Raw genomic sequence first — 12,520 nt, forward strand, 5'->3', positions numbered from 1 at the left:
AAATACCTTTAGCGAGGAGAGCCGAGAACAGGTGGCGCGCAAAAGGTAGTGATTGAGGTTAAGGACAGCTGGAGGCTGGACACGATGAATTCATGGATCACGCGCACAAGTTTGGCAGCAGCTTTGGCTGTGGCAGCGACGGGCGCATTTGCTCAGGCACAGAGCACGAACCGCGTTGGCGCAAACACCGATTGGAGCGTTTTCGTAGAAAGCAATCCTAAGGAATGCTGGAGCGTTTCGTCCCCAAAAGAGACAGTAAACACGCGCGGCGGCCGTGTTGTCGCGGCCCGTCGCGGTGATATTTTGTTGTTCGTCTTCAATCGCCCGGGGTCCGGTGTGACGGGTCAAGTCACGTTTACAGGTGGTTATCCGTTTGCAAGCGGGTCGACCGTTAATATGAACATCAGCGGCACTCAGTTTGAACTGTTTACAGATGGTGAATGGGCGTGGCCTGCAACACCTGCGGATGATGCGAAGATCATTACAGCTATGAAGCGTGGCAGCAGTGCTGTCATGACAGCGCGGTCTGGCCGTGGCACACAGACAAAAGATACGTTTTCTCTTCTAGGTTTCACCGCGTCTGTTGAAGAGTCTGAGAAGCGCTGCAAGTGATATGGGTGCGTGCAAAAGCACGCCACCCTACTGAAACCCAGTAACGAGTGAAGGATGGGGCATGACCGAAGCCGTAGTGCAAGGACATTGCTTATGCGGCGCATGCACATTCACTCTGATCGGGCCACATAATTTTGTCGGGCATTGCCACTGCGAGAGTTGCAGACGCGCGACGTCCTCCCCATTCACGACTTGGATCGGACAGGAAAGCGGGCGATGGCACTGGACTGGCAAAACGCCTGTTTCTTATGACAGCAGCCCCGGCAATGAACGTGGGTTTTGCGGAACATGCGGATCCCCGATGTTTTTTCGCAGCGAACGCTTTCCAAATGAGTGTCACTTCTATGCGGTGCTCTTGAATGATCCCAACGCCGTCATGCCCGCAGCACAGTATCACAGCGACGAAATTCTGAATTGGACTCACGCCGCGTTGGAGCAACCTAATCACTGACCGTAGGGTGCGTGATATCACGCACCTTCACTTCGCCCCCGAATCCGTTGTATAGCGCGCCAACACCTCAAAAAGGCGATCCATCATGACGGCCACAGCTCCGATCACGCAAGATGTAATGACGATCCCGCGCAAATTGCCTGAGGGTCCGATCAACCTTGTTGGACTTACGCGCGAAGGCATGCGAACCGCTTTGATTGAAACTGGCACGCCTGAAAAGCAAGCCAAGATGCGCGTTGGTCAGATTTGGCAATGGATCTATCAATGGGGCAAGCGCGACTTTGCCGAAATGACGAACCTGAGCAAAGCGTTTCGGGCTGATCTTGCTGAAAAATTTGTTATTGAAGTGCCTGAAGTTGTCACACGCCAAGTCTCTGAAGATGGCACACGCAAATATCTCGTCAAAATCGCTGGCGGTCACGAGGTAGAGGTCGTCTATATTCCCGAAGACGGTCGCGGCACGCTCTGTGTGTCCTCTCAAGTTGGCTGCACACTGACCTGTTCCTTCTGCCACACAGGCACACAAAAGCTGGTTAGAAACCTGACCGCAGGTGAGATCATCGGCCAAGTCATGATCGCGCGTGATGATCTGGATGAATGGCCGGAGCAAGGCGCGCCCAAAGACGAGACACGCTTGCTCAGCAACATCGTTTTGATGGGCATGGGCGAGCCGCTGTATAACTTTGAGAACGTGCGCGACGCGATGAAGATCGCTATGGACGCCGAGGGCATTCAGCTGTCGCGCCGTCGTATTACATTGTCTACGTCAGGGGTTGTTCCCGAAATTGCCCGCACTGCAGAAGAGATTGGCTGCCAACTCGCCATTAGTTTCCACGCAACCACAGATGAGGTGCGGGACAAGCTGGTACCGATCAACAAACGTTGGAATATCGAAGAGCTTGTTGAAGCTCTGCGGGCCTATCCGCGCGTGTCCAATTCTGAGCGGATTACCTTTGAGTATGTGATGCTAGACGGGATCAATGACACGGATGCCGATGCACATCGTTTGATCAAATTGATCGAAGGCATTCCAGCCAAGATCAACCTGATCCCTTTCAACGAATGGCCAGGCGCCCCTTACAAACGCTCTTCGGGTAATCGCATTCACCGCTTTGCCGATATCATCTACAAAGCCGGCTATGCGTCGCCCATTCGAAAGCCACGCGGCGAGGATATTATGGCCGCCTGTGGCCAGCTTAAATCGGCGACAGAGCGTGCGCGCAAATCTCGTAAACAGATCGAGGCAGATGCCGGTCTGTAAAAGACACGCCAACGCTTCATTTTATATTCATACCTTGAGTCTACTTGATCAGTGGACAGGTCTACGGCGTCAAAGCTGCACATTTTGCACTCATTAAGGACACAGTCCTAGCGGAGCGTGAAACTGCATCGAATATGACTTTCGTACCACCACTCAAGGAGACGACTATGACATATCACGCGGCAGACCCAGTTACGATCTCACGCATCTTGAACTTGGTGCGTCCAGAACTTCGTAATGTTGCAACTCGCGATGAGCTAAAGCACCGACTGGCACGTTTGGGCTATGGAATAAGTGATACGCGGCGCGGCCGAATGTTGACGACTGTGCCTCACGGTATCGAAATTGCGCCGATCCCAGCGTCCTTCAACACGTTTTAATGCGTCAAAGATCTTTGGCACCATATTTCGCTAAGAAGGTGCTGACTGCACCGTCTATAATGCGGTCTAATTCTGATTGTTCGAAAACGGTCTGAAACCCGAAAAGAATCTTAAGAAAAATGTCGGCTTTGCAAAGCTCACCAAACTGATCTGCCGCCAAGTCAAAATCCGCAATTTCAAGCTGGCCTGCCTCTGCCGCCACCCTGAGATAAGCGCCAAGCTTTTCCCGCACGACCATGGGTCCGCTTTGATAAAATGCCAAACCAAGTTCAGGAAACCGATCTGCTTGGGCGACACATATGCGAAACATGCTTTGTCCGAAATCAGAGGTCATGAAACCTAAAAGGTGCCGTGCAGCGTTGCTTAGAACGATGGCTGGCGGTTCATTTTGATCAATGTGTTCCATCGCCTCATCAGATTGGCGCGCGCATTCGGTTTGGACAACAACGATGAACAAGCTCTCCTTGTCCGGAAAATAGCTATAAAGCGTTGCCTTAGACACACCGCTGGCTTTTGCAACATGATCCATATTGCTCGCACTAAAGCCTTGCGCAAGAAACACGTCCCGCGCGCCTGCTAAGACCTGAGCAAATTTGCGCCCCTTGCGGATTGCTGTGTCTTGTATGTTCACAAAAAACTCCAAAGCGCAGTTCGACTGCCGTGCTAGATGCATTTGCTAACATAAACACGCTTGCTTACCTACTTCGCGAACACAACTTATCGAAAAAACCTAACACTGTGACGTTTGAGGCAAGGACCACGCTCTTCCATCTTGCTCCGTTTCGCAGAGCAAGTTACCTCTGATGCAATGCTGGATATCTTTTTACAAACGCTGCCTTTCTTTGCGGTCATTGCTCTTGGCTTTGGCGCAGGGCGCACGGGCTTCTTCACCCCTGAAGCGACAGCATATCTCACAAAATTCGTCTTTTATTTTGCCCTGTCCGCAATGCTATTTCGCTTTTCTGCGACCCTATCGTTCAGCGACATTTGGAACGGCAGACTTGTCGTCGCGTACCTTTGGGGCACGGCATTCATATATGGTGTCGCAACCATCGTGGCACTTTTACGCAGACAAAGCATGGCCAAAACCGCAATCGAAGCGCAATGCGCAGTGATCGGAAACACAGGCTTCTTAGGCGTGCCGATGCTGGTTCTACTCATGGGGGAACAAGCGATTGGCCCTGTGATGTTGGTGTTGGCTGTAGATCTTGTCGTGTTTTCCAGCCTGATCGTTATTTTGATGTCCATCGCCCAAGACGGGCGCTTTGAGCTTTCAATCTTCAAAACCATCGGGATTGGCCTGCTGAAAAACCCAATGATCGTCTCTATGGTGCTTGGCCTGACGTGGTCAGCGACTGGCCTGCCTTTGCCCAAACCGGTTTTCGCCTTTACAGAGCTACTTGGCGCGGCGGCAACACCCGGTGCGCTTTTCGCGATCGGGGCGTCACTGGCGAGCAAGTCCACAGAAAAGATCGAAGTCGCTGCGTGGCTTACGTTCTGCAAATTGGTGTTGCATCCTGCTTTCGTCGCCATCGCTGCAATTTACATCTTCCCGCTCGACCCGTATTCCGCAGCAGTGATTATCGCCGCTGCCGCCTTGCCAGTCGCAGGCAACGTCTACATGTTGGCGCAGCATTATAACGTCGCTCCTCAAAGGGTGTCCGCCGCCATTTTGGTCTCAACCGCGATAAGCATTGTGACCGTTTCTTTAGTCATTGGGTGGGTCGGCCAACTATAGGCCAAGGCCCCGAAATAGGAGTTAATATCCATGATAACTGTATCCGAAAATGCCTGCTTTGGTGGTAAACAAGGTGTATACACGCACACTTCAAAGGTCTGCGGTGGCGATATGACCTTCGGCTTATTCATGCCAGCTGAAGCAGAAAATGGCCCTGTCCCCGTTTTGTGGTTTCTGTCTGGCCTGACCTGCACACACGAAAACGCGATGGTCAAAGCGGGTGCGCAAAACTGGGCGGCAGAGCAAGGAATTGCATTGATCTTCCCCGACACTTCCCCGCGCGGCGAAGGCGTTGCCAATGACGAAGCATACGATCTTGGCCAAGGTGCTGGATTTTACGTGGATGCAACCGAAACCCCATGGTCACCTCATTTCAAAATGTGGAGCTACCTTGCAGATGAGCTCCCTGCGCTCATTGAGGATCAATTTGAAGTCGATATGGAGCGTCAGGGCATCACGGGTCATTCGATGGGTGGCCATGGCGCACTCACTCTGGCGATGAATTTAGAGGGGCGCTTTCGCTCTGTTTCCGCTTTCGCACCCATCTGCAATCCGACTGCATCGGATTGGGGACGCAAGCAATTGGGCGCATATCTTGGTAGCGACGAAAGCACATGGGCCAAGCACGACGCCGCTTTGTTGATGAAGGAAAAGGGCTTTGATGGACCTGTGCTCATCGATACAGGCACCAACGATCAATTCCTTGATCTGCTCAAGCCTGAAACTCTGGCTGATGCCGCAACTCAGCGCCGACAGCAAATGACCTTTCGCATGCAGCCGGGTTATGATCACAGCTACTTCTTTATTTCGACCTTCATGGAAGATCATGTGACTTTCCACGCCGAAGCGCTGTATGCATGAGCGTCTACATTGACGCAGATGCCTGTCCGGTTAAAGCCGAAGCAGAAAAGGTCGCAACCCGCCACGGTGTAACGATGTATGTCGTTTCAAACGGTGGCTTGCGCCCCTCATCAAACCCATTGGTGGAAAACATCATCGTCGATGCCGGACCAGATGTTGCTGATATGTGGATCGCAGATCGTTGTGGCCCTGCGGACGTTGTAGTGACAGGCGACATTCCCTTGGCCGCGAAATGCGTTGAAGCAGGGGCAGAAGTGTTGCAGCACAATGGGGACCGTTTCACGGCGGCCAACATAGGGCAACGTTTGGCAATGCGCGATTTAATGGCTGACCTGCGCGAAGCCAATCCGCTTGGTGCGGGTGGTAGCGGCAAGCCTTTCTCCAAAACCGACAGATCGCGGTTTCTGGATTCATTGGAACGCGCGTTGAGGGCAGCAAAAGGAAAAAGCTAATGACTGTAGACGCGGTAATCTTTGACATTGGCAACGTGTTGATCGAGTGGCAGCCAGAGCGGTTTTATGATCGCGTGATTGGCGAGCAACGACGCCGCGCAATTTTTGATACCGTCGATCTGCACAAAATGAATGACCGCGTGGATCGCGGTGAGCCGTTTCGCGATGTGATTTACGAAACAGCTGAGCTTTATCCTGAAATCCGCGATGATATCCGTATGTGGCACGACAACTGGATAGAAATGGCCTCCCCCGCGATTGCGCATTCGGTGCGTTTGATGCGGGCTTTGCAAGCGAAAGGTGTTCCCGTATTCGCACTCACCAATTTCGGGGTTGAGAGCTTTGCCTACGCGCAAACAGAATATGACTTTCTCAACGAATTTGATCGCGCTTATGTATCTGGGTATATGAAGGTCATCAAACCTGACGCGGATATCTATGCACAGCTCGAAACCGATTGCGGGATTGAGCCCAAGCGCTTGCTTTTCACAGATGATCGTTTGGACAACATTGAAGCGGCTGCAGCACGGGGCTGGCAGACACATTTGTTCGAAGGATCGAAAGGCTGGGCAGCGCGGCTGGTTTCTGAACACCTGTTAAGCAAAGGCGAAGCAGCATGAGCGTTCAGATCGGGTTTGACGATGGGCAAAAAGGGCTCGACTGGATTGGCCTGACGGAGGCATTGGTCGCGGGACATCAGCTTCCCAAAGCAGAAATTGCTGATACGTTTCTTTATCGTGGTAAGGATACTCTGCTGAACCGATCTGCGTGGATTGATGGGCTTGGTCTTGCTGTGAAATGCGCCACTGTTTTCCCTGACAATCCGCAAGCGGGTGTGCCGATGATCAACGGTGCGGTGTCGCTGTTTGATGACGCGCATGGAAAACTAGAAGCAATTATCGATTTTCATTTGATCACCAAATGGAAAACCGCAGGGGATAGCTTGCTCGGTGCATTGCGTCTTGCGCGTCCAGAGAGCCGCAAAATTCTGATCATCGGGTCAGGCACTGTAGCGCGCTCTTTGCATGACGCCTACAGCGCTGGGTTTGCCGATGCAGAGTTCACAGTTTGGAGCCGCACGCGCGCGAACGCTGAACAGTTTGCGAATGAGCGTAGATCAGTTGTTGCCGATGACTTGGAACGCGCAGTAAGCGAGGCAGATATTATTACCAGCGCGACAATGAGCACAGAGCCTATCTTGCGCGGCGAATGGTTGCAAGCGGGTCAACACGTAGATCTGATTGGCGCTTATCGGCCTGACATGCGTGAAGCAGATGATGCCGCACTACAGAAAGCGCGGGTTTTTGTAGATAGCTTTGACACTACGATTGGGCACATCGGCGAGGTCCAAATCCCTTTGGAGAGCGGCGCAATAAGTCGCTCTGATTTGATTGCAGATTACTATTCCGCTGATGGCTTCAAACGACGTTCAAGCGATGACATAACGCTCTTCAAAAATGGCGGTGGCGCGCATTTAGATTTGATGGTGAGCCGGTATGTTCTGGATCGCTACAAAGGTTAGAGCTGGGGGCCAGCCCCCAGACCCCCGGAGTTTATTTGGAAAAATGAAATCTAAGCCGTGAGTGGGCGTGCGAGTTTTCGTTCCCTGATGGGCAAATGTATGATTGCACTAAACGCGCCAACACCGATGCCGACCCACCATACGACGGTATAGCTTCCATACACATCATACATTCGGCCACCGAGCCAAACGCCTAGAAAACTACCAAGCTGGTGACTGAAAAACACGATCCCATAGAGCGTACCCATGTAGCGCAGGCCATAAATGTGTGCGACGAGACCAGACGTGAGTGGGACCGTGGCCAACCATAAGGACCCCATGGCTACAGAGAAAATAATCACCGACGTTGGCGTAATCGGCATCATGATGAAGATGATCGCGATAATCGTACGGCCCGTGTAAATTCCCGCCAACAAGTATTTTTTGGAATAACGGTTACCGAGCCACCCGGCGAACAGCGTGCCCGCTATATTGGCCGCCCCGATCAAGGCGATTGCGAGAGCGCCAAGGGCAGACGTCGTCGTAATGCCAGCCGCGTGCAAAGCACCACCTGGCAGGATTGGGCCACACATCTCGGTCACAAATGCTGGAAAATGCGCAGTGATAAAGGCGAGCTGATAACCGCAGCTGAAAAAGCCGAGGAAAATGAACGTGTATGTTGGATCCTTGAACGCGCCTTTTAGGACTTGGCCAAGGCTCTGCTCCAGCTCTGCTTTGCCCGCAGTTTGTGGAGCGCGCATAAAAGGCAGCAACATCAGCACTGCAAGAATGGCAGCAGCAAATACGATGAACACGTTTTGCCAAGGCATAAAGGTCAACAGCAATTCGGCAGTCGGTGCACCAACAACCTGACCCGCGCTGCCAGCAGCTGTGGCAATCGCAAGTGACATAGACCGGTTCGCATCAGAACTTGCCCGCCCAACGACAGCAAGAATAACGCCGAACCCCGTGCCAGCGACGCCAAATCCAACGAGAATTTCGAGCATCTGATGGGCTTCTGGCGTCACTGCGAAAGACGATAGCACAAGGCCTGCAGCATAAATGACAGCACCGATGATGATGGCTTTGCGATCTCCGATCTTTTCAGCCAAAGCCCCAAAAATTGGCTGGCCGATGCCCCACGCGAGGTTCTGAATCGCAATGGCGAGCGAGAATTCTGAACGCAGCCAGTTAAACTCTGTCGCGATCGGGATCTGGAATACGCCAAAAGACGCGCGGATCGCGAAGTTTACCAAAATTATAACGCAGCCAACGATAAGGACGGGCGTGAACAAGGAAGACTGCTGTTTCATATTTGGACTTTCTGGTGGTCGCCGCGCGACGTTAAGCCTTTTAAAGCGCAGGTCAATCGCACGCGCTCTTTTCGCGCCGCAACACACAAGTTAAAGAGCAGCATGGACACCCTCTTAGACATCTACGCCGCGCGCGTTACAAATGGTGAGCTCACCGCCGACCCAGTACAAGAGCTTGCGCTTACGCGGTTCGAGCGCATTCGCGCAGCACTTGCTGAGCCTGTGAAAAAAGGCCTATTTCGAAAAGCGCCGCCACCCCCCAAGGGGCTTTATCTTTGGGGCGGCGTTGGTCGCGGCAAGTCGATGTTGATGGACTTGTTTGTAGATGCCTCTCCTGTTCCGTCGCGACGCGTGCATTTCCATGCTTTCATGCAAGAAATTCATGCGGGTATGCACAAGGCACGCAAAGACGGGATTGAAGACGCTTTGAAGCCCGTCGCACAAGCCGTCATCGCTGAAGTCAAGCTGCTTGCTTTTGATGAAATGCAAATCACCGATATTACCGATGCCATGATCGTGGGGCGCTTGTTCGAGATGTTGATGGAAGCAGGCGTTGTCATTGTAACGACGTCCAACCGCATCCCCGAAGACCTATATAAAGACGGTTTGAACAGGCAGCTCTTCTTACCCTTTATTGCCCTCTTGAAAGACCGGATGGAGGTGGCGGAACTCTCCAGTGACACGGACTATCGTCAAGATCGGCTTGCGGGCTCGCCGAGTTATTTCACGCCGATTGATCACACCTCACGCGCGCAGATCGAAGAGGTTTGGCAGCGTTTGAGCGATGGCAAAGGCAAGCCGCTTGACCTGATCGTGCAGGGACGAAAAGTAAGATTGCCCGGTTTTCACAATGGTGTGGCCCGCGCAAGTTTCTTCAATCTGTGCGGCGCGCCACTTGGGCCTGCGGATTATCTGACCATAGCGGAAGCCGCGCGCGTCTTGATCCTTGAAGATATTCCCCGCCTTAGTCGCAATAACTTTAACGAAGCAAAGCGGTTCGTGACGCTAATCGACGCGCTTTACGAAGCCAAGGTACAGCTGATTGCATCCGCGGCGGCGTCACCAGAAATGCTATACGTTGAAGGCACGGGTACGTTCGAGTTCGAGCGCACCGCAAGCCGACTGCGCGAGATGCAAAGCGCCGACTGGGGGCATGCGTAAACCGTTACCACATGCGCGACTTGGCATACTCTGGATAGCCCGCATCATAGCCATCCGCGTCAAACATCGCATCGCGTTCTTTGACGAAGGCACCAGCTGTCGGGACCGTTTGATCGCTTTGTTCATCGCTCCAAAGTTTAGAGCGCATCAAGGCTTTCGCACATTGGAAATACATCTCTGTAATCGTGATCGCGAGAACGCTTCTTGGAAGCTTACCCTTTTTCTCAAATCGCTTCAGCACTTCGGCATCATCCGTCACTATCCCCGTGCCGTTCACACGCACAACATTGGTACTGCTAGGGATCATAAACATCAGGCTCACGCGTTCGTCTCGCACCACGTTGCGAAGGGTATCCACACGATTGTTGCCGAACCAGTCGGGCATCAATAGCGTTTTATTGTCAGCAATTGTAACAACGGACCCGTCATCACCCCTTGGGCTGCCATCTGTTCCTTCTGGACCGACGGTTGAAATCACAACAAAGCGGCACGCTTCAATCCATTCGCGATAAAGCGGTGTCATCTGAGTAACGACTTTGGTCAAAGAGCGTGGATTTGCTTCGCCATATATCTCCTCCAAAGCAGCTATGGTTTTGATAGGTTTCATGATGCGCTCCAATGCCTGACAGGTGTCTTATGATAACACTTTTTCTGCGGGTTTTGAAAATCAATCCAACAAAAAAAGAAGGAGCCTTAAAAGCTCCTTCAAGTCTTTGCCTGTTATTAAGTCCCATTTTCCGCACGCCGCTCGATCAGACGTTGGTCCCGGAAGGATCTTTGGTTTTTAGGCTATTGAGATGAGAACACACATTGCGCGAAATAATTTTGCGTGTGTGTGATTACATAATTACGTCTCCCCCAATCGGATCTTTTGAAAAAACAACACTGGCAGGCGTTGCGTGATCCGGTTGGGATAAAGCTATAAGCGAATCGATTCGTGACAGTCAACATTCTGTGATTCGTCAAAATGTAACCACAGGATGTTGCAGCACATGCACGGCGATAGCACGAAGGAATAAGGATAAATCAGCGGAACGAATTCAAAGTACAGCAAGCCATTGAAGCGACTCATCAATTTAGAAGCGGCGTGCTTGGCAGACTAAATGTAGATAGTTCCGCACGAGAGCATTTCTGCCCTTTTCAGCTGTCGAAAAAAAATTGAAAAAAATTGAAATTTTTGCATTTCAGCCTAAGGCATGCTGTATTTTAGGACCTGACCAATACGCAACGCATTTGGATTTCGTCGCAAAGATGGGTTATCTGACAAAAGCCGATCGGTAGCGAGCGCGGATCCATAGAGCTTAATAGCAATCAGAGCCAGCGTATCGCCGGAGGACACTGTGTAGGTGTTGGACGCAGAACCGCTCAGCCCAGTCGTGCCGCGCTCGGGAGCAGCCAAGCGCGCAGTACGCTGTACCGGAACTTGTGCAGCAGGCACCGCAGTCGTGCGGGGCGCTGTGAAGGTGGTCGGGGCTGCTTGCAACGGCTGCGTTCCATCAACGTGACCCATGGAGCGGCGCACAATCGAGTTCAATAGGCTGCCCTCTTGGCCTGGCGCTTTGGACACCTGACCAAGACTGTTGAGCGCGTTGAGCGTTTGCCAGCTCATATCGCGCAACTCAGGTGCGATATAAGGCGTTGCATCGCGCGGCATAGTACCCGGTGTTGCGGCACGAACTGGCGCAGGTGTCGCCGATTGAGCTTCCCTTGCGGCTAGGATGGCCGCAAATGGTGTTGCCGCAGGCGCCGTGTTTGCAGGTGCAACCATCGTTTCAGGTGCAACAGCATCAGATCCTGTAAGTGCTTCGCGAACCGCCGCAGATGTGTCCAATGTTGCTTGCAAGCTTGGCTCGGGTTCAACCGTTTCTCGCGCTTGCGTATCTCTTGCAGCTTTAAGCTCGGACGCAACATTGTCAGGCATCTTGAGCATTGCATCAGCTACAGGCTCATCAAGAACTTGGAGCTGATTGCGTGATGTCTCAAAGAGCTCTAGATCGCTAGGCGAAGACGAAAAATCTTCACGCGGACCAGGCTGCAATACAATTACAAGAACCGTAGACAGAGTGAAGAAGGCGAAAATAGCTATACCACGTATCATATTACGACACTCACTTTGAAACTGTTAAACCAAGAACATGCCACATCTGCAAACCACCCCGATAATACAGGATCTTTTGCGCTGGGTATCCGGCGTCCAGTAGCAACTGAACGGCTTGGCGCGCAGTTGGCGACCAAGGTCCATCATCAAAAATCATTAGATCGAACGCACCAGAAAAATCCATCTGCCCGATTGCGCCTTTTGCACCCAGCGCGAGCAGCAGATCTTCACGGTAAGGGTTGTTGCCAACCAACGTCGCTGCAGGAACAGATATCGCGCCCGGTATGGTGCCTGCTGCGTACTCCTCGGGCAAACGCGCATCCACCAAAAGGCCACTTCCCGATGAAACGGCCTGTTGCATGAACGCAAACACTTCAAGTTCTGTAAGTGTTGTTACACCCGCTGCCGCAGTACCCGGTTCGATGCAATGTTCAGGGCAAGTGCGATCCGTTTGCGCGTACTGGCTTGGCAAGGTGGCTTCACCACTCGTGGCGCGTCGAATACTCAACGCTTGTCCACCAAATTCGAACTCAACACTCGAAAGGCCCAAAGCGATATCCGCCTTAACCGCTTGCGGCACAAACGCTAAAAGGAAAACGCATATAGAAATAGCGGACGCAAAAGCGCCGTAAACTGACTTAGAAATAATCATACCTGCTCGAAACGTTTTTTCGTTTTCGTTGGTTTTAACC

Annotated in this window: 15 protein-coding genes; 10 read left to right on the forward strand and 5 right to left on the reverse strand. The window is 52.2% G+C overall.

Annotated elements, in window-relative coordinates; all coding sequences use genetic code 11:
- The first annotated feature begins 84 nt into the window (after positions 1 to 84).
- The 4 genes from ACTG3Z_RS03730 (at position 85) to ACTG3Z_RS03745 (ending at position 2,704) form a co-directional block, all read left to right on the forward strand.
- Positions 85 to 612 carry an invasion associated locus B family protein gene (locus tag ACTG3Z_RS03730; protein WP_439141315.1) on the forward strand — a complete coding sequence of 176 codons (528 nt, stop codon included), beginning with the start codon at positions 85 to 87 and terminating at the stop codon, positions 610 to 612.
- A gap of 61 nt (positions 613 to 673) precedes the next feature.
- Positions 674 to 1,063, forward strand: a complete 390-nt coding sequence (locus tag ACTG3Z_RS03735) for a GFA family protein (RefSeq protein WP_439141316.1) — start codon at positions 674 to 676, stop codon at positions 1,061 to 1,063.
- 85 nt (positions 1,064 to 1,148) lie between these two features.
- Entirely contained in the window at positions 1,149 to 2,324 is a 1,176-nt protein-coding gene (gene rlmN, locus ACTG3Z_RS03740; protein ID WP_439141318.1) for a 23S rRNA (adenine(2503)-C(2))-methyltransferase RlmN, read from the forward strand.
- A 167-nt stretch (positions 2,325 to 2,491) separates the two neighbouring features.
- Complete coding sequence (locus tag ACTG3Z_RS03745; RefSeq protein WP_439141319.1) at positions 2,492 to 2,704, forward strand: hypothetical protein; 213 nt, start codon at positions 2,492 to 2,494, stop codon at positions 2,702 to 2,704.
- Between the two features lie 4 nt (positions 2,705 to 2,708).
- On the opposite strand, the gene ACTG3Z_RS03750 is transcribed toward ACTG3Z_RS03745, so the two are convergent.
- Complete coding sequence (locus ACTG3Z_RS03750; protein WP_439141320.1) at positions 2,709 to 3,335, reverse strand: TetR/AcrR family transcriptional regulator; 627 nt, start codon at positions 3,333 to 3,335, stop codon at positions 2,709 to 2,711.
- A 177-nt stretch (positions 3,336 to 3,512) separates the two neighbouring features.
- Between ACTG3Z_RS03750 and ACTG3Z_RS03755 the strand changes: the two genes are divergently transcribed.
- Genes ACTG3Z_RS03755 through ACTG3Z_RS03775 form a run of 5 tightly spaced genes read left to right on the forward strand, consistent with a single transcriptional unit; the run spans position 3,513 to position 7,277 of the window.
- Complete coding sequence (locus ACTG3Z_RS03755; RefSeq protein ID WP_439141552.1) at positions 3,513 to 4,442, forward strand: AEC family transporter; 930 nt, start codon at positions 3,513 to 3,515, stop codon at positions 4,440 to 4,442.
- 30 nt (positions 4,443 to 4,472) lie between these two features.
- Entirely contained in the window at positions 4,473 to 5,303 is an 831-nt protein-coding gene (gene fghA / locus ACTG3Z_RS03760; RefSeq protein WP_439141322.1) for an S-formylglutathione hydrolase, read from the forward strand.
- On the forward strand, positions 5,300 to 5,755 hold the full coding sequence (locus ACTG3Z_RS03765) for a YaiI/YqxD family protein (protein ID WP_439141323.1): 456 nt from the start codon (positions 5,300 to 5,302) through the stop codon (positions 5,753 to 5,755). The genes fghA and ACTG3Z_RS03765 overlap by 4 nt, the downstream gene beginning before the upstream one ends.
- Positions 5,755 to 6,375 carry an HAD family hydrolase gene (locus tag ACTG3Z_RS03770; RefSeq protein WP_439141324.1) on the forward strand — a complete coding sequence of 207 codons (621 nt, stop codon included), beginning with the start codon at positions 5,755 to 5,757 and terminating at the stop codon, positions 6,373 to 6,375. Before ACTG3Z_RS03765 ends, ACTG3Z_RS03770 begins: the two co-directional genes overlap by 1 nt.
- Positions 6,372 to 7,277, forward strand: coding sequence for an ornithine cyclodeaminase family protein (locus tag ACTG3Z_RS03775; RefSeq protein WP_439141326.1), 906 nt, complete (start codon positions 6,372 to 6,374; stop codon positions 7,275 to 7,277). Before ACTG3Z_RS03770 ends, ACTG3Z_RS03775 begins: the two co-directional genes overlap by 4 nt.
- Before the next feature lie 50 nt (positions 7,278 to 7,327).
- Here the strand turns inward: ACTG3Z_RS03775 and ACTG3Z_RS03780 are convergent, their stop codons facing one another.
- On the reverse strand, positions 7,328 to 8,569 hold the full coding sequence (locus ACTG3Z_RS03780) for an MFS transporter (protein ID WP_439141327.1): 1,242 nt from the start codon (positions 8,567 to 8,569) through the stop codon (positions 7,328 to 7,330).
- A 102-nt stretch (positions 8,570 to 8,671) separates the two neighbouring features.
- Between ACTG3Z_RS03780 and zapE the strand changes: the two genes are divergently transcribed.
- Complete coding sequence (gene zapE / locus ACTG3Z_RS03785; RefSeq protein WP_439141329.1) at positions 8,672 to 9,730, forward strand: cell division protein ZapE; 1,059 nt, start codon at positions 8,672 to 8,674, stop codon at positions 9,728 to 9,730.
- Positions 9,731 to 9,734: 4 nt separating this feature from the next.
- Here the strand turns inward: zapE and ACTG3Z_RS03790 are convergent, their stop codons facing one another.
- The 3 genes from ACTG3Z_RS03790 to ACTG3Z_RS03800 form a co-directional block, all read right to left on the reverse strand.
- Positions 9,735 to 10,337: a pyridoxamine 5'-phosphate oxidase family protein gene (locus tag ACTG3Z_RS03790; protein ID WP_439141330.1), complete on the reverse strand. Its 603-nt coding sequence runs from the start codon at positions 10,335 to 10,337 to the stop codon at positions 9,735 to 9,737.
- Between the two features lie 582 nt (positions 10,338 to 10,919).
- Entirely contained in the window at positions 10,920 to 11,828 is a 909-nt protein-coding gene (locus ACTG3Z_RS03795) for a LysM peptidoglycan-binding domain-containing protein (RefSeq protein ID WP_439141331.1), read from the reverse strand.
- Between the two features lie 10 nt (positions 11,829 to 11,838).
- On the reverse strand, positions 11,839 to 12,480 hold the full coding sequence (locus ACTG3Z_RS03800; RefSeq protein WP_439141332.1) for a rhodanese-like domain-containing protein: 642 nt from the start codon (positions 12,478 to 12,480) through the stop codon (positions 11,839 to 11,841).
- Positions 12,481 to 12,520: the final 40 nt, after the last annotated feature.

The sequence above is a fragment of the Planktotalea sp. genome (genome assembly GCF_965659345.1).
Taxonomy (GTDB): Bacteria; Pseudomonadota; Alphaproteobacteria; order Rhodobacterales; family Rhodobacteraceae; genus Planktotalea.

Excerpts from the sequence above, each read along its gene's own strand:
- ACTG3Z_RS03730 (WP_439141315.1), top strand. The coding sequence starts at position 85 with ATGAATTCATGGATCACGCGCACAAGTTTGGCAGCAGCTTTGGCTGTG.
- ACTG3Z_RS03735 (WP_439141316.1), top strand. The coding sequence starts at position 674 with ATGACCGAAGCCGTAGTGCAAGGACATTGCTTATGCGGCGCATGCACA.
- rlmN (WP_439141318.1), top strand. The coding sequence starts at position 1,149 with ATGACGGCCACAGCTCCGATCACGCAAGATGTAATGACGATCCCGCGC.
- ACTG3Z_RS03745 (WP_439141319.1), top strand. The coding sequence starts at position 2,492 with ATGACATATCACGCGGCAGACCCAGTTACGATCTCACGCATCTTGAAC.
- ACTG3Z_RS03755 (WP_439141552.1), top strand. The coding sequence starts at position 3,513 with ATGCTGGATATCTTTTTACAAACGCTGCCTTTCTTTGCGGTCATTGCT.
- fghA (WP_439141322.1), top strand. The coding sequence starts at position 4,473 with ATGATAACTGTATCCGAAAATGCCTGCTTTGGTGGTAAACAAGGTGTA.
- ACTG3Z_RS03765 (WP_439141323.1), top strand. The coding sequence starts at position 5,300 with ATGAGCGTCTACATTGACGCAGATGCCTGTCCGGTTAAAGCCGAAGCA.
- ACTG3Z_RS03770 (WP_439141324.1), top strand. The coding sequence starts at position 5,755 with ATGACTGTAGACGCGGTAATCTTTGACATTGGCAACGTGTTGATCGAG.
- ACTG3Z_RS03775 (WP_439141326.1), top strand. The coding sequence starts at position 6,372 with ATGAGCGTTCAGATCGGGTTTGACGATGGGCAAAAAGGGCTCGACTGG.
- ACTG3Z_RS03780 (WP_439141327.1), bottom strand. The coding sequence starts at position 8,569 with ATGAAACAGCAGTCTTCCTTGTTCACGCCCGTCCTTATCGTTGGCTGC.
- zapE (WP_439141329.1), top strand. The coding sequence starts at position 8,672 with ATGGACACCCTCTTAGACATCTACGCCGCGCGCGTTACAAATGGTGAG.
- ACTG3Z_RS03790 (WP_439141330.1), bottom strand. The coding sequence starts at position 10,337 with ATGAAACCTATCAAAACCATAGCTGCTTTGGAGGAGATATATGGCGAA.
- ACTG3Z_RS03795 (WP_439141331.1), bottom strand. The coding sequence starts at position 11,828 with ATGATACGTGGTATAGCTATTTTCGCCTTCTTCACTCTGTCTACGGTT.
- ACTG3Z_RS03800 (WP_439141332.1), bottom strand. The coding sequence starts at position 12,480 with ATGATTATTTCTAAGTCAGTTTACGGCGCTTTTGCGTCCGCTATTTCT.